Genomic DNA, 17599 nt, shown 5'->3' with positions numbered 1-17599 from the left:
GAAGGAACAGCCGGAGCTGTCCTCCCTCTATTCGCCGATGGCCTCGATTTGTTCGCCCGAATCTCCGGGCGATGCAGCCGGGCCGCCTTGCGATCAGTAGGAGACCGGCGTCACGAGCGCGGGCGCGCCGAACTCGGCAAGTTGCGCATGGGAGGCGTCGAAGTAGCCCTGCCAGAACGTCTTCAGGTCGTGAACGGTCTTGCTGTCGCGATACCCGTCGCGTTGCGCGCGCGTGCCCATCGTGGCCGGCGGCATCATCGCACCGCCCAGCACATAGACCTTGGCCCCGGCGAGATCGGCGTACATCTGGCTCGACTTCGCCTTGGCGAGTTCCGCGGCCGGGTTGATATCGCGCACGGTGTTGTGCGCGTAGAACGACGTAGTGCGCGAGTTTTCGAGGCCGTCGCTGACGAGGAAGAGCACTTTGTTCGTGGCCTGGTCGGCACGCAGCGCCAGCCCCACTTCGCTCACTGCGCCCATGATTTCCGATTCGTTGAGCGACGAAGTCGAAGCCTGCATGACCTGTTTCGCGGTGGTGGCCGCCATCTTGCGCGCGAACGCGAGTTGCTGGCCAAAGCACGCCTTGATCTGCGGCGCCTTCTGGATCGGGATCGCGCCGTAGGCATCGTCGGGCAGCGGCTGCTCGACCACGCCCGTATGGAGCACGTCGAGGTAATGGCCCTGGCTGAACGCCGAGAACTCCGCGATGACGAATTTCGAACCCGGCTGGATCATGCGGTCGAGATTGTCGAGCACGGATTGCTGGAGATTCGGGTCGAGCAGCACCGTCTGGTCGATCAGCACGTAGACGAGGTGGTCGGGCGGCTGCGGCGCCGCCTTCAGGTGAAACGCACCGTAGCAGCTCGGCACGTCGTTCACGAGGCCCGCATGCGCGACGGAAGCGATCTGCAGCGAGGCGAGCGCCAGCAGCCTGGCGAGGTTCTTGAGCATCTTCATGGGTTCAACGAGTGAGTTAGTCGCCGAGCAGGTCGCTGTATTTTTCCGCGGATTTCGCGAGCTTCTTGCGGCGCTTGATTTCGTCGCGAAGCGTTTCGAATTCGTTGTCCGAAAGGTCTTCGGACCGGGCTTCGAGGAATGCACTGCGAGCGACGTCATCCTTCAGTGCGAGGAACTGCTGAGCCATCGCGCCGGGACCCGCTTTTGCACGCTCGCGCACGAGTTCTCCACTCGATCCGGGAGTCTCCCACTCGGGCGCCGGCCGCGGCCGCACTGGCGTCTCCGCTACCGGTGAGTAAATGCCCCCGATCATGCCGCGGTTCCTGCGGACTTCCGCCAGCAGTTCGCCCTGCTCCTGCGAGGTAAAGCCGCCATTCTTCAACTCGAGCTCCAGGCGCAGCTTGATATCGTCCTCCGTCCGGCCGCTCGCGATCTCGGTCGCGGCTTTCTGGATGAGATCTTCACGCAGGCCCTCTTCGCGCTTGTCCCCTTCCGTGAGGAACTGCTCGAATGTGCCGGTGCCCGTGCGATGACGACGCTTCGCACGCGCCGTGCGCAGTTGCGAGAGCAGGCTTTCGGCCTTGTGGATCTTCGGCGAGAGGAACTTCCGGCGGAACGTTTCGAAGGACGGCTGATCCCGCGTGAACGCATAGGCCGCCGCGCCCTGGCCGCTAAAGCTCGACTTGAACGCAATGAGGAACGCCGTGAACTGCGTCACGAGGTAGATCAGCGCCAGCATGAACGACGCCGAGAGGCCCTGCATCCGGTAGTTGCCGCCCAGGCTTTCCGCCACGGTCTTGCGGCTTTCCTGCTGGGCCGCTGCCACGCTCGGCGGCAACGCAGGCGCACCGGCGCTCTCAAACGGGCTTGAGCCGCCCGAATCCGAAACGCCATTGGTCTCCATCGAAACGATCTGCTTCGTGGTCTCGCTTTCGACTCCGCCCATACGGATGAGGAAAATCAGAACCATGAGCCCGAGAATCATGGCGAGCGCAGCGCCGAACAGCACCGGACCCTTGACGCCCGGATCGTCGATGCGGTTGGCGTAGCGGCGCGCGAGCGGATTCTGGCGCACGGTTTGCGAACCCGTGTCGATGTAGTAGGCATCCTTGCCCTGGTCATCGCCCAGGCCAATGCGTTCCTCGTGCCCTTCGGTGCCCGAATGCTTCCGGTAGTGCGAGAACTTCGCCATTTCCGCGCCCGTATGATGCGTCAACATCGCAAGGACGATCGCGACGGCGAGAGCGAGAATGCCGGCGGCCACGTTCGCCTGCGCCGGCGTAATCTCGGTCGACATGAACGGCGCCAGCACGTAGCCGGTCCCCACCGATTCCGCGAGGATCAGCACGAACAGGCCGATATGAGCGATCGTCGACGGCGGCCGGATAGTAGTCTGCTGCGTGATTTTCAGGTAGCTCTGCGCACGCTCGAACTGCCGCTCCGTGACCTCCGCGTTGGGCGAACCCGAAATGGCCGACTTGAACGTCTTGCAGAGCGCACGCTCGGCAGGCACGAAACCGCCGGTATCGACCGGCGCGTCGTTGCTCTCCTTCGAGAGACGCTGAAACTCGCCGCGATGATCGTTGGGAAACGCCCACGGCCGCTTGTACGCGAACGCGGTGAAGCGGAACGTGTCCGCCTGCAGCCAGTATGCGAACGCCGTGACGATCGTCGCCATGGCAATACCCACGAGCACCGGCCACGAAGAAAGGATGGAAATAATGGAATGTTGCACGGTGACTTATCCCTTCGATGAAAAATTGACGAGCGCCTTGTATTCCTCGTCGTTCCACGGATAAACAATCAGGCCGTTCGCGCTCGCCGAACGCGTGGGCACACGCAGATCCACGCACTGCGCGCCGTTGTTCAGGAAGACCCGGTAGAGCGTCGCACTGCTGCCGCGGTAGACATTCACCGGCGCGTCCTTGAACCGCGCCAGCGGCTTGCCGGCATAGCCGTTGCCTTCCTTCCGGTAGATCTCGGCCGTCACGGGCGGGATCGGCGCGGCGCCGTCACTCGGCACGTAGACGTGCAGCAGTGCAATGCCCGCGTCGCCCTGATTGCCGAACCACGGCTGGCCATAGAGGCCCGGCATCGAGTCCCCCACCTTGAGCGGCTGATTGTTGGCGAGCGAGCGAATCGGATTGCTGACGTGCGGATGGTCCTGCAGGCACGAGCCGATGATCACGGGCGTATCGGCATGGGCCGCCGTGATGAAGCTGAACATCGAAGACTTCTCCGCCGGTGCGCCGAGATTGACCTGATAGCCGCTCGCGCCGATAGGCTCGCCGGCGAAGCCGAATGCAGCCCTGGCCTGCGCGGGGCCGGCCGGCGGCTTTGCCGCCGCGACCTTTGCGGGCAGGCTTGCGTGGCTGCCCGCCGGTGCGGTTTGATCGTTGCCCGATGCCGCGTGCGCGGTCTTCTGCGTGCCGGCGCTCGAAACCGGCATAGTCGCCGCCTTCGGCTTCGCGGCCGCAGCGGCATCGGGCGCCGCGGTCCCGATACCCGTGTCGGTTGCATACGCACCCGATGCACCCGGCGCACCCAATCCACCCAGCGCCGTCTGATTCGCCGGGACCGTCTGCGCGACAGCGAAGTTGGCGGGATTCGGCGAGCGATTGCTCGCATACGCCTTCAGCGCCGGCACGTTGGGCACGTCCACCAGTTCGACGCGGTTGTTGTCGCTGCGCCCCTCCTGCGTGACGTTGGAGGCGATCGGCAACGCGTCGCCGGCCCCCTGATAGGAAATATTGGCCGCGGGCACGCCATGCTGCCGGAAGACCTCCGCCACGGCCCGCGCACGCGCCTCGGACAGGCGGGCAAGATCGGCACCCGCAACGCCATCGCGCTCGTCGGTGTGACCGACAACCAGCAACTGTCGCTGCTCGACGCTGCCGCCCTGCCCGGCAGGCGCCTGCGGGCCCAACTGCGCCTGCAGCGTCTTCGGGTTGTACTGCTCGGCGATCTTGCCGAGGTACTCCTGAGCCTTCGGCGTCAGGATGGCGGTACCCGGCACGAACTCATCGTCGGGGTTGCCCATCTGAACGTCGAGACCGACGGTGTCGTCGGTCTTGCCGCCGGGCGGCACGGGCACGTCGACACTGGCCGCCGTGATGGGCACGCTCACAAGTTTCATCTGATACTGCTGCGCAATGCGATACAGGTTGCAGCGCCGCTGATCCATGACGTGGCCGACCAGTGCGCCGACGAGCCCGCCGGCCCCCGCGCCGAGGACCGTCCCCGCTACGTTCTTGCCGATGTAGTGACCCAGAATCGCACCCGCACCCGCGCCGAGGACCGTGGCAATGTTACGGTCGTTGTTGGAGCAAGGATCGGGGCTGTCGAAGACGCTGGTGAACTCCGCCTTGGCCGCAGCCGAAAACTCGGGCTGCCCGGTTTGAGAATTGATCGCGCATCCCGCGATAACGGTAGTGGAAATGCCAACAACCAGGCTTCGCTTCATCGGTGAATCCAGTCTTTTAATCTATTGACACAACGCGTGTGGTCTCGCTGCCTCACGGGTGAAAATCCCGCCAACCAGAAAGCATATCGGCGCGATACCGCAGTTCTTTAGCCCCGTCTTTATCCGATAGATTGGATCGTCTATATTAATTGTGGACGCAACAACATTTGCATGAGACGTGTTGATACCGCACGCCGAGGAAAGCGCACAAATGACTGCGGCCATATAGTCAGATACGGCTGCTAATAATCCATGTAAAACGTTTGGCGGCTATTCATTACACCGCACGCGGCGTGGAATTACGCCAGCAAGGCGAGATGGCATCACTAACCCCGATTCATTTCTTCGTTCTGATTGGCTCAAACTGTATCAGGAAAAACTCCTCTAAAGCACCCCCTCCCACGTCTATTCGCCCGCGGCGTTAATTTGTTCGGTTTTTTTGTTGTATCTCTGGCACGACATGGCAAACCCGTCACGCCGCCGGTATCTGGGCGCACCGGTTTTATTCATTTCGCATAGACGGGAAAGAAATCGGGATGCCCGGCCTTTATCGCGGCCGATCGTAGAAGTCAGGCTCCGTTGGAACGCTTGAACACGAAATGCCCCATACGGCCGCCAACAATGAAGATCGCGACGAGTGCGTTCAATACGAACTCGAGAAAAAGCCAGTCTCCATGCAGCGAGAAGCGGGACCGTCCAGCAGTGCGATTAGGCGAGCGTTCTCTGCTTGCAATGCGACCAGGAGATCGCGATCAATCGTCGGCTCCATGCTCGGCAAGCAACTCGTCCACGGTGTCGCCGACGCCGTACCCAAAGTTATGGCTCATGCGACGGACTGCGTCCAACCGGGCAAGAAGTGCCGGTCGGTGGCCGTCAGGTAGCACGCTGACGGCCTTCAGCGCCTGATCGAACATGCGCACCAGCGCGCCAAAGTAGCGCTCATCCTGCAAGCCAACATCATCGCTGAAACCAGCAGCGCACTCACTCTCGGGGTGAGTCAGATTTAGATGAAAACGGTGGGTTAAGACTGCGTGAAAATCAACATGCTCATGCACACATTGTTGAATCTGGATGATAGGACGCCCTTCGCACACCTCAAACCGGCACCGCACTTCCCGCGCTACATCATTTCCGGTTGAGCCAGTTCCGACCCGTCGCTGAACCGTTGCAACCGGAAAGGATGAAGATCGAATTCCGGCGTGTCTTCCAACACCATCTGGCTTATCAGCAGACCCGCGCCGGGTCCGAGGCCGAACCCGTGACCACTGAAGCCGGCTGCAATCACGAGGCCGGGCTTCGATGGAACGGAGGAAATGACTGGAATGAGATCCGGTGATGTATCTATCGCGCCGGCCCAGGCGTGCGCGATGCGCAGACCCGAAAGTTCCGGAAACACCTTGACCACATTGCGAATAGCGCGCGAAAGCCATTCGACATCGGGTCGCGGATCCAGCACGCGTGTCGCCTCGAATGGTGAGGCTTCATCTTCTCGCCATGTTCGATGTGCTTCTGGGCCGGAGAAGAAGCTTTCTCCAATCCGTACCTTGAGTTTTTTGTTCAGTTTGCTGCGAAACATCTTTCTGAACTTCGTCGCATACCGCAGGTTTTGCGGTGCAAGCTCCATTCGGCCATAGCCTGGTACCGCAATGGTGTATCCGCCGTCGATCCGACGTCTTAACGCGAAGTCAGGACCCGAGAAGCATCCCTCGATGACCGCCGGAGCCGCCGCGGTGCGTAAGGCGGTGCCTACCACATTGATGGTGGGAAGATCTATCCCGTGACTCCGGCAAAACAACGAACTCCATGCACCACCCGCCAGTACGACCCGGCTTGCATCGATACGGCCGCGTTCGGTCCAGACTCCCGACACGCGACCCGCGCTCAGATCAAGACCGCGCGCAGCACATGTTTGATAGATCTTCGCCCCGAGTTTCTGGGCAGCCCTCGCGATCGCCGGCGCGGCTTTCGATGGTTCGGCGCGACCGTCGGACTCAGACCATACGCCCCCTGCCCAGTTGGCCCTGCTGGAAGGCGTGCGAGCCTGAAACTCCCGCGCCGTGAGAATCCGGCTCTCGAAACCCACCGCGCGCGCTTTGACTAGCCACGCCTCCCATCGGGCGACATCTGCTTGATGCTCGGTGCCATACAGAATGCCTGTCTTCCGGAACCCGACATCCTCGCCGAGTTCCTCGTCGAATTCGTTCCAGCGTCTGAGGCTTCGCATCGCAAGCGGCAACTCATGGATGTCACGATTCTGCTGACGCACCCACCCCCAGTTGCGCCCGGACTGCTCCGCGCCGACGACTCCCTTCTCGATCAGGACAACCGAAACACCGCGCCGCGCGAGTTCGTAGGTGGCGCATACGCCGACGATGCCGCCGCCGATCACAACGACATCGCATTGAGCAGTGAATTCCTTGCTGTCTTCAACTTCGTCGATCTTGAGCATCGGTTGCTTTACCTGATTGTCGCAATGAAAGAGCGTTGGCGCGTGGTCGTTCGCAAGTGGTGACGATGAGGTCACGCGGCAGCGCTACTGGTTGACCCATAGTCGTCACAGGAGAAGATCGTTCGGCAACTTGGCGATAATCCAGAGAAGCTTCGAGACCTTGTCCGTGGGGTTCAGCAACGTGTGTGGCTTGATTCCGTCAAAAAGAAAACTGTCGCCTGGGTGCAAGGTGACTGTCTTGTCCCCCACCGTCATGATCACCGTCCCCTCGAGCACGTATCCGCCCTTCTCGGACGGATAGCTCGACGTGCCTGACTCATAATTTGGCGGCAATTCGATGGTCATGAATTCGAACACGCGCGGCGTGCCGTGATGGAGCAGTTCCTTGTGCGGCGCACCGGGGCCGAGAAAGAGCTGGGGACGATCGGCAACCCGGCAGATGAAGTCGGGTTCGTCCGATCCGGTGACAGGCGGATGATCGTCGTCGAAAAAGAAGCTGCTGGGTAACCCCAGCGCAGTCCGAACCTTGGACAGTGTCCGAAGCGATGGACTATTGATGCCTCGCTCGACCTGGCTCAGTATGCCGACCGAAATGCCGGCTTTCCCTGCCAGTTCCTTCAGGCTCAGGTTGCGTGATTCGCGATAGAAGCGCAGCTTTTCCCCAAAGGTCGAATGAGCCGGCGGCTGTGCTGCGGCCATCGCGGCGGAATCACGCAAGACCGCGGCAGGTGTTCCTTTGGCGCGAGTGCGCGCCCTGTTGGATGAACGTTGCTTAAATATGGTCATAACGTGTAGTTCGGATATCCGCAATGTATTTCACGATTGGTTGCAGGACGTTATCACGCGCTGTCCATTCTCCCTGATGCAAGTGCCTCCGGCACTTCAGTACGAGGTAGCCCGAGATTTCCAAAGCACACGTACTTGGTTTCGACGAACGGTTCGAACCCTTCCATTCCCCCTTCACGTCCCAGACCGGAAGCCTTGCCGCCGCCAAAGGGGATCGGTGCGCCGGTGAACGTCGCGGAATTGACCGCCACCATGCCGAACTCCAGGCGGTGAACGAGATGCATGATGGTGGCCACGCTCGACGCGCACACATAGGCCGCGAGACCGTATTCGGTGGCATTCGACAGGCAAATCACCTCCGGCAACGTGTCGAACGCGGCAACGCCGGATACCGGTGCGAAATTCTCTTCGCAGCAGACCCGCATATCGGGCGTGACATCCGCGAGTATCGTCGGCGCGAGGAAGTTGCCGCCCAGAGGGTGACGCGTGCCGCCCAGCATGATCCGCGCACCTTTGCCGACGGCGTCGTCGATACGTTCGAGCGAATCGCGCAGATTCGCCGTCCGGGTCAATGGTCCAAGGTTCGTCGCGGGATCGAGGCCGGGGCCGACAACGAGACTGGCGGCCTTGGTCGTATAGAGCGCAAGGAATGCGTGATACACGGGGCGCTCGACAAATATCCGGTTAGCTGCGATGCAGTTCTGACCGGACACCGCAAACTTGACGGAGAGGGCGATGTCGGTCGCGAGTTCCAGATCGGCATCGGCCATCACGATCATGGGTGCGTTGCCGCCCAGTTCGAGTGCGATCTTCCTGATTCCCGCGGCCGCGCAGGCCTGCAGCACCAGCTTGCCTACCCGCGTCGAGCCGGTGAAGCTGACACTGCGCACGTTCGGGTGAGAGACCAGTGTACGCATGGCGAGATCCGGCTCGCCGAGCACAACGTTGAACACGCCGTCGGGAATGCCGGCGAGCTCCGCGAGGTAAGCCAGTGCAAACGCTGAAAACGGGGTTTCCTGCGCCGGTTTGACCACTGCGGTGCACCCTGCCGCGAGGGCAGGCGCGACCTTTCGGGCGATCATGGCACTAGGAGCGTTCCACGGCGTGAAAAGCACGGCGACGCCAGCCGGCTCGATCATTGTCGACAGATGGCTGTCCGGCAGGTGCGAGGGTATGGTACGGCCGTTAAGGCGCTTCGCGTCTTCTGCAAACCACGAAACGAAACTTGCGCCATAGTCGATTTCGTCCAGCGATTCCGCCAGCGGCTTGCCTTGTTCCAGCGACATGATCGCTGCGAGATCGTCACGATGCTGCAGGATCAACTCGGCCCAGCGCCGCAGCAATCTGCTGCGCTCGTTCACGGGCACCCATCGCCAACCGGCGAAAGCCGAGTACGCGGCATCGACAATCCGCGACAGATCTTCGCGCTCCAGGTAGCCGACGGTTCCGATGACCTTCCCGTTGGCGGGGTTGGTGACCGGGACCCGGCTGCCCGTGCCGGGTTCCACCCACTTCCCGTTTGCGTAGCAGGCGCTTCGCCACAGCGCAGGATGCTTCAGCGAAATCGGCGCCAGGCAGTCTGCCTCGATGAAGCCGGACCCTTGCAGGTTCATGCGCGATCCTTTGCCTTGTCAATCACGTCACGGACCTGATAGTAGGTTCCAACTGCCGGCATGAACCACGGCTTTCCGCGGTATAGCCTGTTCGAGGGGAGCGGGACTCCATAGGCACTGGTCTCAAGGCCGGCGTCCTCGATCAGGATCCGGGCAGTCTTGTGTCCCAGATGGGTCATCATGGTGACACCGCTGCCATTGCAGCCGAGGGCGTAATAGACTCCTTCGGTGCGATTGATGTGTGGCAGGAAATCGAAGGTCAGGGCAACAAGCCCGCCCCAGCTGTACGCGATCTTCACGTCGCGCAACTGCGGGAAACGTGCCACGAGTTGGGCACGCAGGATGGCGGCCGACTCGCGCGGGTTCAGCCTGAAAAATCTTGCCCTTCCGCCGAACAGCATCCGCTTGCCATCTGGAGACATTCGGTAGTAGTTCGAAATACGTTTGGTTTCCGCAACGACCCGATTGTTCGGGATGAGACTCCGGCGCAGGTCTTCGGGAAGCTCTTCGGTGGCGATCTGGTGGGAGGTGACGGGTATCACGCGCCGCTGAAGATCGGGCATGAACTCGCCGGTATATCCGTTTGTCGTGATCACCACGCGCCGGGCCACTATCGAGCCGCGGCTGGTCGCGAGCAAAAAGGCCGCACCTTGCCTCGTGATCCGTGCGACGGCAGCACGCGAGCAGACCGCCGCCCCGATCGATCTCGCCACCGTCAACAGGCCTGCAAAGTAAAGCGAAGGATGCACCTGGCCGGCGTACTTCAGCAGGATACCGCCCGCGTAGATCAAGGTGTCGAGTTCCGCGCGCAGCTCCGGAGTCGACATGACATGGCCATCGGTGCAGGTGTGCCGGTTGAGCTTGTCGAGCTTCACCTTCCATTGCTCAAGATGCTCGTGAGTCCATGCGGCAACGATTCTGCCACTGCGCTGGTAGTGGCAGTCGATCTTGTGATCGTGCACCAGTCGCTCGAAGGTCCGGTAGCCGTCCGATGCTTCCTGCAGTAGCGCGATTTCGCGGCCGGAGCCAGAAGCTGAGTCGAGCTTCCGGCCGGTCGGCTTTTTGCCGACGTTGGCGCCTCCTGAAGTCTGCCCTCCGCTCACAGTGCTCGCCCCCGATCCGGGCAGTTCCGCTTCCAGCACAACGACGTCGAGGCCGGCCTTGCGCAACTCGATCGCGCAGGACAGCCCCGCATATCCGGCCCCAATGACTGCAACATCCGTCTCCTTCGGCACGTCGGAGAGGCTGTCGTCGTGTGGACGCCAGTCTTTCCACCAGTAGGGCGTTTCGCTGAAGTCGGGAGAGAAAATATTCGGCACGTTTGCCTCACGAAAGTTACCCGGAACGCGGTGCTGGAGCCCGCTTGCGGATCTCCAGCCACAGTCGACAGGTCGCGGTTTCAATATTTTGAACCCGATAAAATTTGAGCGTCAAGCAGAATATTGGCTGTAATTCCCGATGTCTTGGGGCCTGGTTGAGGCTGAATATTGTTAACCTTGACAACGGGTTTTGTGCTTGTTTCAATAAATTGAACCTGCTGAAAGCGCTTTCCGTGCCGTGCCCGTTTCTCAACGAAATGAAGCCAAGGAGTTCCATCATGCCGTGGAGTGCCACCCGTAAGGTTTCGCCCCAGTTGCGCCATTGCTGTCGGGCGATCATCGCCAGCACGATCCTTTTCTGCGGCGCGGCAGCACATGTCGCCGCGAACGCCGCGGAGGTATTGACGGCGGGATCGCCGCCGACAAGCGCACCGATGACATTCCTCGACGTGAAGACGCAGACAATCGAAGGGGTGATGCCGGACCTCATCCGCGAGATCGGGAAACGCGAAGGGTTCACTGTCCAGTTCGAGGCGATTCCATTTGCTGCGCTGATTCAGTCCGCGGTGTCAGGCAAGATCGACATCATCGTGTCGGCAATGACGCCCAACCCGAAACGGGCGCAGGTCGTCGACTTCGCGGACATTATCTATGCCTATGGCGAGGGGATGGTCGTACCGGACGACGACAAGACGGCCTATACAAGCGCACAGGATCTCAAAGGCCAGGTGATCGGCGCCCCCGCCGGCACGGACTACGGCGAGGCTCTGCAGAAGCTCGGCATCTTCAAGGAGGTCAAGTACTACGACAGCCCCGCCGACATGATCAAAGACCTCCAGAACGGCCGCATCAAGGCGGCCTTCAACGACTATCCCGAACTGAAGGCGGTGGCCGCGAAGGGTGGACTGCCGGGCATGCACGTCGTTGAATCGTACAAGCCGCTTTCGACTGCCGGCGTCGCAATCGCGGTCAGGAAGGGCAACAAGCCTCTACTCGACAAGATCAATGCGGGCATCGCCCAGATGAAGCAGGACGGTACGCTCGCCGCGATCCTGAACAAGTGGGGCCTCCATTAAGCGCGAAATGCTGCAATCCCGCTGAACGACATTACCGCACTGGAGCAGCATGACCTGGAACAACATCGTCGAGTTCGTACCGATACTGCTTGATGGCGCCGTGCTTACGATCGCCATCACGCTCGGTTCGCTCGTGATCAGCACGCCCCTCGCGATTCTATGGCTGCTGCTGAAGCGATCCCGCGTCAAGGCAGTGTCCACGCTGGCCTCTGCCATTATCAACGTGGTACGTGGCCTGCCGATGATCGTCCTGCTGTTCTACGTGTACTTCGTCTTTCCCGACATCGGGATTCAGCTTTCGTCGATCGAGTCGGCGATCGCAGGACTCGCCTTCGCTTATTCGACCTATCTTGCCGAGGTGTTTCGTTCGGGCCTCGAGTCGGTCGATCCCGGCCAGCTCGAAGCGGCGAAGTCGCTCGGGATGACCCGAACGAAGGCGATGATCCGGGTGGTGTTTCCGCAGGCATTTCGCGTCGCGCTTCCACCGTACAGCAGCACCATCGTTATGATGCTCAAGGACTCCGCGATCGCTTCGACGATCGCGGTTTCGGAGATCACCCGGGAAGGACAGCTCATTGCCGCATCGACCTTCCAGAACATGACGGTGTATACGCTGGTCGCCTTGTTCTATCTGGCGATGAGCCTGCCGATGATGCATCTGACGTCCGTTCTCGAGCGCCGCTTCGGGCGCCACGACAAGAACTGACCCGAACGGAGGTTCCGCATGATCGAGATATCCGGTGTGTACAAGCGGTTCGGTGCGAATTCCGTTCTGAACGGCGTTTCAGCACATGTGTCGCCCGGGGAGGTGGTGTGTCTTATCGGCCCATCCGGGTCCGGCAAGTCGACGCTCCTGCGTTGCATCAATGGACTCGAAGCCTACGACGCGGGTTCGATCACGGTCCTTGGAAAGCATGTGGACGCCACCGGCAAAGAGATCAACGCACTGCGCAGGCAGGTGGGCATGGTTTTCCAGCGGTTCAATCTGTTCCCCCACCGTACCGTGCTGGAGAACGTCATGGAGGGGCCGATCCACGTCAACCGGGAAAAGCCTGCCATCGCCCGACAGGCGGCGGTCACGCTACTCGACAAGGTTGGGTTAAGTACGAAGCTGAACGCCTACCCGAAACAGCTTTCGGGCGGACAGCAACAACGCGTTGCGATCGCACGTTCCCTTGCCATGTCGCCCAAGGTGATGCTTTTCGATGAGCCGACATCGGCGCTGGACCCGGAACTCGTCGGAGAAGTGTTGACAGTGATGCGTTCGCTGGCGAACGACGGCATGACGATGGTCGTCGTCACGCATGAGATGCAGTTCGCCAAAGAGGTGGCCGATCGCGTCTGGTTTCTGCACGGCGGATCGATTGTGGAGGAAGGAAGTGCGCCGGAGGTCCTGAACGCTCCGCGCGAACCGCGCACGCGGGAGTTTCTGCGACGCGTACTCGGTCCGGGCTCAGTCCGGGACACGGCTTCTGCCGAGGCGCCGCCTGACGGCGCTCGCGGGTTGCGCGACATCCGGCTCGATGATCCGTCCACATGCATACCGGGCCGAACATCGGGCCGCACGATCTGATCAATGGCCTGCGTGGCAACTTCTCAGGCGGGTCAAATGAAAATCCGTTTCCCCCACGGCAACGCAAAGCGTGCGTTACTCGTCATCGACGTTCAGCCCAATACTTTGCGAAGTGACGCGGCGCAGGCGACGTTATCGAATATCCGGAGTTTCGTTAGCGTGACTACGTACGATGCCTATGTTGTCGCCACCTACTCGGCGCCTCAGAGCTCGATGTTTTATCGTCAATCGGGCTGGCTCCTGCCGGCCGAGGCCGCCGGACCCAGCGATGCGGTTCTGGACGACCTGATTTCATCCCGGAGCGCGAACGTTCTGCACATCGAAAAAACCGTCCGCTCCGTGTTCAAGGGTCCGGACGGGCCGGCCGTCGAGTCGGCGCTGCGCAATGCTGGCGTCAACGAAGTTCACATACTCGGCTTCGATATCAATGACTGCCTTCTCGCCACGGCATACGATGCGCTCGACGACGGCTACTTCACCTACGTGATCGAGGAATGTAGCGGGCGAACGGACGGCAACGCGACAACCATTCAAGCCGCACTGACCATTCTGCGCAAGCAGAACATGACCAACAATTCGACCCGGCTGGACTCGATCGAGATTGAAATCTGACAGGTATCGATTCCAGAAATCCACAGTGGCACTGTGTCTTGCGGGATATTTGTGATCTGACTGACCCGTGGACAGGTACAAGAATTCGTCCACGACGGTTCGGAGCCGCGACCTTTCGTTGCGACGAAAGCCGGTCGCCGAGTGGGCCCTCATCCGGCAAAAGGTTATACCGCTGGGAATCTCAGTGCTTTTATCGACAGATCGCTCAGGAGCGCGTCGGCTACCAGTCCGAATCCGCGTTTGCCCAGGCATTCAAGCGGGTGACCGGCATCCAGCCCGGTGCCGGGCGCCACGCTCGCCCGTCCGGCGACGCGGGCGGCGAGCGTGCGGTACTTCCGCCAGCCACCTCCGCATCGCAGAAGTGGGCAAAATCACACCTCTCCCGGAGCAGGTGGGAAGCGCGTACGACGGATTGAAAGAGAGAATCCGGCATCGCGAATAGAAAGTCGACAAGACCCTTGCCGAACTAATTGCCAGGCACCGTACTCGTTCGCATATGGCGCACAGATGGGCACGAGACTTCCCATCGACACGTTCTCGCCGGCGACACATGGCGAGCGAGTGCCCCCGGCCCGCTCGCCTGCCGTCCGCACGTACGGAGCAATACCGGCCGCGCTCGAACTACAGCCTGGAGCTTCCGAGCTGATTGAATGCGGCTGGATCACGCCGCTTGAGGGCAGATGCTGCAAGTACGCCGATAACCGCGAAGACGGGCAGCAATGCGGTCAGACCATACGACAGTCCCGCCCGGGCGCCTGTCAGCAGCGGGAAATTGATGATCGCCAGTGCCAGCACAACGGATAATGCGAGTCCGGAAAGTATCGGCAAAATCCTGATTCGCCAGACACCTTCGTCGCGTGCCTCATGGGTCAGGAAAAACATGAACACGGCAACCGATGACAGCGCCATCAGCGCGATAATGCACAGCGTCGCCACGTTCGTAAGCCATGAGAACAGCGTGAGCACCGGGTCGGCACCGGTAATGATGAAGATCGTGACGACGAGCAGCGCCAATACGGTCTGCAACAGGGAGCCGACATGCGGGCTGCTGTGCCGGCGGTGGGTGTAGCCCAGCCGTTGCGGAAGCAAACCCTCTCGACCGGCCGCATAGAAATACCGCGCCGCCGAATTGTGGAACGCGAGCAGGCCAGCATAGACGCTCGTGATGAATAACACACTCATGGCGCCCGTAAGGGTACTGTTCGCATAGCGGTCCGAAAGGGTGTAAAGAAAGGTCGTAGGATCCGACAAGCCAGTAAGGATTTTGACGACCTGATCGCTGCCGGCGCCGATCACCATGCACCAGACTGAGAATGCGTAAAAGCCGCCGATCAGCAGGACTGAAATGTAAGTCGCAAGTGGGACGGTCCGGTGCGGGTCCTTGGCCTCCTCGCTATAAATCGTGGTCGCTTCAAAACCGACGAAGCTAGCGAAGCAGAACAGGAAACCAATTGCCGGCGCGCCGCCGAGGAAGACGTGAGGCGCGAATGAAGTCGCGTTCAAACCCGATGCCCCGCCATGCCTCAGGATCGCAACATCGAGTATCAGCACGACAACATACTCGCCGAAAACGAGCAGGGACAAGACCTTTGCCGACAGATCGATCTGTCGATAGCCAAAGATGCCAATGCTCGCCATCGCCACCAGCGAACAGGCCCACCACGGCATGGTAACGCCCAGATGCATGCTCAGGAAACCTGACGAGACGGCGCCAAACATGCCATACAAGCCGATCTGCATCGTGTTGTACCCAAGGAGGGCCAGCAGCGCGGCAGCGCCGCCTGCCTTGCCGCCCAGTCCGCGCGCGGTGAACGCATAGAAGCCGCCAGCGTTGGTAATGTAGCGCGACATGGCGGTATAGCCTGCCGAGAACATCAGCAGGATCGCAACCGTCGCGATCAGCAGCGCAGGCGTCCCCGCGCCATTGCCGAGCATGATGCCGATTGGGAATCCGCCCGCAATTGCGACGAGCGGTCCCGCCGCAGAAATGACGAAAAAGATGATGAAGCCAAGCCCGAGTGTGCCCTTGCGCAACTCAGTGGATGGCGTGTTTCCCGTAGTGACACTCATGAAGCTTGCTCCAGTTTGGTATGACATTTTTCGACCTTCAGTCGCGACGTGCGCCGGCATGCCGCACCACATTCGTATCGCGCAGAACATCTGCTTTCCGCGCAGAAGGAATGAACTGAAATGTAGAAAACCAAAATGGTGACTGGGAGCGCAAATCGGCAACCCGTTGCAGATCCAGGGAAAATGCCGAAACCGCAGCGAGGGAGATGGGCTTCAGCTCGGAGGAACCGGAATGGGAGAGGAGTATGCGCTTGCCCAGGGCACAGAGCAAACGGGGACCGGCTGAAGTCTCCGGCATCCGGCGAACGCATTCGCCTGTAATCCGGACGGACCATAGACCAGGCGGCCGCCGACTTCGACTGGCAAGTCAGCCAGCATGCAAGATACAGTCCTCAAAGGTCGATGCATCCCGAAACAGCCGTTCGGGCAGTAGAACAGCATCGGCCGTGTTCATCTGCATGAGCAGGATGAACCGTTTTCCGTCGTCGTGGCCCACGACCGCGCAGCTTGCGTGCATCGGCCCGTGCCTGAACCTCGGGTCCACCGTGACGACATCGATGTCATCATGTAGCCCCTTGCATCGGGCACCGCTCACTACGTTCCAACTTTCCGGCATGCGCAGCAAAATATCTTTCACGTCCTCTTCCCGCGAAATCACTGTGGCACACGCGCCGCGCCGCCTGGTGAACCAGCCCGAAACGCCAGCCGGTTCGACTTGCACCGCCGCTACGGCATACAACAGCAGCGCGGAGTCCAGTTTCTCCAACACACGAGGACCATAAACAGGTATCTGCCTGGCTACCATCGGGCACCTCCCTCAAAAAAAGAGTGTGGCGACCAGTTCGGTGCGACTCGATACACCGAGCTTCAAGAACAGGCGTCGCAAATGGGTCTTCACGGTCGGCTGCGTCAACCCCAGTTGCCGGCCAATGGCCTTGTTCGAAAGCCCGTCGCGCACCAGTCGCGCAATCTGCTGCTCGCGCTGGGTCAGATGCGGACTCGTGCGGGTAGAAGTCTTCAACGCGAGTTCACCAAGACATCGGGGAATCAGGGCGGATTCGAGCAGCGGCTGCACTGCCTGCACGCGCTCCACCTCTTCCATCGAAAACGGCTCGCAGGGCGCCATACGCAGCAACGAAAAGCCCGCTACCAGTCGGCCAGCATCGCGCAGCCAGACCTCCATCACGTCGACCACCGCGTTGGGCAGCAGAAACCCGTGCCAGTACGTCGAGGACGCACGAAACGGCGTTGGCAACGCCCGATCGAGTGTCTGCACGCGCTCCGCGGCAGAGGCACAGCGAGAAGGGTGAAGAGGATCGATCCGGCAATAGCGCCGAAGCCACGCACGGTGCATGGCTTCGGCTATCCCGAACAATTCGAAGCACGACGGCTCGTTATCCGGTCCGATCGAATAAAACACGGTTGCCGACGGGCGCGCCAACCGGGCCAGGGTGGAGACACCCAGTTCAATCAGCGCATCGGGTCCGTTATCGGGGGTGGCGGCACAACAGGCGGTAAGTCGGCTCGCGTCGCGCGTACCGATACCCGGATCCATCAACATGGGGCACTCCGGAATCGCTGGGTTCTGACGATCGTACTCCCCGGCCGCGCCACAGCGTTAGCACGAATCGGCAACCTCAGCGGCACCAGTCTGCGCAGTGTCAGCCTTATGAACGATGCC

General features: G+C 60.9%; 15 protein-coding genes and 2 pseudogenes. 6 read left to right on the top strand and 11 right to left on the bottom strand.

What is annotated here, in order from left to right; translation table 11 throughout:
• Positions 1 to 93: 93 nt before the first annotated feature.
• From BFE01S_RS01630 to BFE01S_RS01595, 8 genes are all read right to left on the bottom strand, one after another.
• A complete protein-coding gene (locus BFE01S_RS01630) occupies positions 94 to 957 on the bottom strand; it encodes a hypothetical protein (protein WP_028224086.1) in 864 nt (287 codons plus the stop codon).
• Positions 958 to 973: 16 nt separating this feature from the next.
• Positions 974 to 2692 carry a hypothetical protein gene (locus BFE01S_RS01625; RefSeq protein ID WP_028224085.1) on the bottom strand — a complete coding sequence of 573 codons (1719 nt, stop codon included), beginning with the start codon at positions 2690 to 2692 and terminating at the stop codon, positions 974 to 976.
• Between the two features lie 6 nt (positions 2693 to 2698).
• Positions 2699 to 4420, bottom strand: a complete 1722-nt coding sequence (locus tag BFE01S_RS37015; RefSeq protein ID WP_052420756.1) for an OmpA family protein — start codon at positions 4418 to 4420, stop codon at positions 2699 to 2701.
• 752 nt (positions 4421 to 5172) lie between these two features.
• Positions 5173 to 5475: a hypothetical protein gene (locus BFE01S_RS37010; protein WP_245621003.1), complete on the bottom strand. Its 303-nt coding sequence runs from the start codon at positions 5473 to 5475 to the stop codon at positions 5173 to 5175.
• Between the two features lie 65 nt (positions 5476 to 5540).
• The gene (locus tag BFE01S_RS01610) at positions 5541 to 6869 is read right to left on the bottom strand and encodes an NAD(P)/FAD-dependent oxidoreductase (protein ID WP_028224084.1); all 1329 of its coding nucleotides are present in this window, start codon (positions 6867 to 6869) and stop codon (positions 5541 to 5543) included.
• Between the two features lie 105 nt (positions 6870 to 6974).
• Positions 6975 to 7655 (bottom strand): cupin domain-containing protein, encoded by a 681-nt coding sequence (locus BFE01S_RS01605; protein ID WP_084169442.1) that lies wholly within the window; start codon positions 7653 to 7655, stop codon positions 6975 to 6977.
• A 53-nt stretch (positions 7656 to 7708) separates the two neighbouring features.
• Positions 7709 to 9268: an NAD-dependent succinate-semialdehyde dehydrogenase gene (locus BFE01S_RS01600; RefSeq protein WP_407668170.1), complete on the bottom strand. Its 1560-nt coding sequence runs from the start codon at positions 9266 to 9268 to the stop codon at positions 7709 to 7711.
• Complete coding sequence (locus BFE01S_RS01595; protein WP_028224081.1) at positions 9265 to 10587, bottom strand: NAD(P)/FAD-dependent oxidoreductase; 1323 nt, start codon at positions 10585 to 10587, stop codon at positions 9265 to 9267. Before BFE01S_RS01595 ends, BFE01S_RS01600 begins: the two co-directional genes overlap by 4 nt.
• A gap of 209 nt (positions 10588 to 10796) precedes the next feature.
• On the opposite strand from BFE01S_RS01595, the gene BFE01S_RS01590 reads away from it, so the two are divergent.
• The 6 genes and pseudogenes from BFE01S_RS01590 to BFE01S_RS46460 form a co-directional block, all read left to right on the top strand.
• Positions 10797 to 11663, top strand: coding sequence for a substrate-binding periplasmic protein (locus BFE01S_RS01590; RefSeq protein WP_245621002.1), 867 nt, complete (start codon positions 10797 to 10799; stop codon positions 11661 to 11663).
• Positions 11664 to 11712: 49 nt separating this feature from the next.
• Complete coding sequence (locus BFE01S_RS01585; protein WP_028224079.1) at positions 11713 to 12369, top strand: amino acid ABC transporter permease; 657 nt, start codon at positions 11713 to 11715, stop codon at positions 12367 to 12369.
• Between the two features lie 18 nt (positions 12370 to 12387).
• Positions 12388 to 13236: an amino acid ABC transporter ATP-binding protein gene (locus BFE01S_RS37005; RefSeq protein ID WP_084169438.1), complete on the top strand. Its 849-nt coding sequence runs from the start codon at positions 12388 to 12390 to the stop codon at positions 13234 to 13236.
• 36 nt (positions 13237 to 13272) lie between these two features.
• A complete protein-coding gene (locus BFE01S_RS01575) occupies positions 13273 to 13848 on the top strand; it encodes a cysteine hydrolase family protein (RefSeq protein ID WP_169742583.1) in 576 nt (191 codons plus the stop codon).
• 105 nt (positions 13849 to 13953) lie between these two features.
• Positions 13954 to 14061: pseudogene (locus BFE01S_RS45505) on the top strand (aldo/keto reductase); the annotation flags it as partial.
• Positions 14052 to 14264, top strand: a pseudogene (locus BFE01S_RS46460) (hypothetical protein); the annotation flags it as partial. The pseudogenes BFE01S_RS45505 and BFE01S_RS46460, both read left to right, overlap by 10 nt.
• 205 nt (positions 14265 to 14469) lie before the next feature.
• Here the strand turns inward: BFE01S_RS46460 and BFE01S_RS01570 are convergent.
• The 3 genes from BFE01S_RS01570 to BFE01S_RS37000 form a co-directional block, all read right to left on the bottom strand.
• Complete coding sequence (locus BFE01S_RS01570; RefSeq protein ID WP_028224077.1) at positions 14470 to 15918, bottom strand: APC family permease; 1449 nt, start codon at positions 15916 to 15918, stop codon at positions 14470 to 14472.
• 367 nt (positions 15919 to 16285) lie between these two features.
• The gene (locus BFE01S_RS01565; RefSeq protein ID WP_169742582.1) at positions 16286 to 16684 is read right to left on the bottom strand and encodes a hypothetical protein; all 399 of its coding nucleotides are present in this window, start codon (positions 16682 to 16684) and stop codon (positions 16286 to 16288) included.
• 51 nt (positions 16685 to 16735) lie between these two features.
• The gene (locus BFE01S_RS37000) at positions 16736 to 17479 is read right to left on the bottom strand and encodes a helix-turn-helix transcriptional regulator (RefSeq protein WP_245621001.1); all 744 of its coding nucleotides are present in this window, start codon (positions 17477 to 17479) and stop codon (positions 16736 to 16738) included.
• Positions 17480 to 17599 lie beyond the last annotated feature (120 nt).

Origin of the sequence: Paraburkholderia ferrariae NBRC 106233 (assembly GCF_000685035.1) — a bacterium.
GTDB classification, from domain to species: domain Bacteria; phylum Pseudomonadota; class Gammaproteobacteria; order Burkholderiales; family Burkholderiaceae; genus Paraburkholderia; species Paraburkholderia ferrariae.
Note: the sequence above shows the minus strand (reverse complement) of the source record. Positions and strands in the feature narration are given on the sequence as shown.

What these genes read in the sequence shown, in the direction of transcription:
- BFE01S_RS01630 (WP_028224086.1), bottom strand. Translation starts at nt 957, where the DNA reads ATGAAGATGCTCAAGAACCTCGCCAGGCTGCTGGCGCTCGCCTCGCTG.
- BFE01S_RS01585 (WP_028224079.1), top strand. Translation starts at nt 11,713, where the DNA reads ATGACCTGGAACAACATCGTCGAGTTCGTACCGATACTGCTTGATGGC.
- BFE01S_RS37000 (WP_245621001.1), bottom strand. Translation starts at nt 17,479, where the DNA reads ATGTTGATGGATCCGGGTATCGGTACGCGCGACGCGAGCCGACTTACC.
- BFE01S_RS01600 (WP_407668170.1), bottom strand. Translation starts at nt 9,268, where the DNA reads ATGAACCTGCAAGGGTCCGGCTTCATCGAGGCAGACTGCCTGGCGCCG.
- BFE01S_RS01610 (WP_028224084.1), bottom strand. Translation starts at nt 6,869, where the DNA reads ATGCTCAAGATCGACGAAGTTGAAGACAGCAAGGAATTCACTGCTCAA.
- BFE01S_RS01575 (WP_169742583.1), top strand. Translation starts at nt 13,273, where the DNA reads ATGAAAATCCGTTTCCCCCACGGCAACGCAAAGCGTGCGTTACTCGTC.
- BFE01S_RS01605 (WP_084169442.1), bottom strand. Translation starts at nt 7,655, where the DNA reads ATGACCATATTTAAGCAACGTTCATCCAACAGGGCGCGCACTCGCGCC.
- BFE01S_RS01570 (WP_028224077.1), bottom strand. Translation starts at nt 15,918, where the DNA reads ATGAGTGTCACTACGGGAAACACGCCATCCACTGAGTTGCGCAAGGGC.
- BFE01S_RS37015 (WP_052420756.1), bottom strand. Translation starts at nt 4,420, where the DNA reads ATGAAGCGAAGCCTGGTTGTTGGCATTTCCACTACCGTTATCGCGGGA.
- BFE01S_RS37005 (WP_084169438.1), top strand. Translation starts at nt 12,388, where the DNA reads ATGATCGAGATATCCGGTGTGTACAAGCGGTTCGGTGCGAATTCCGTT.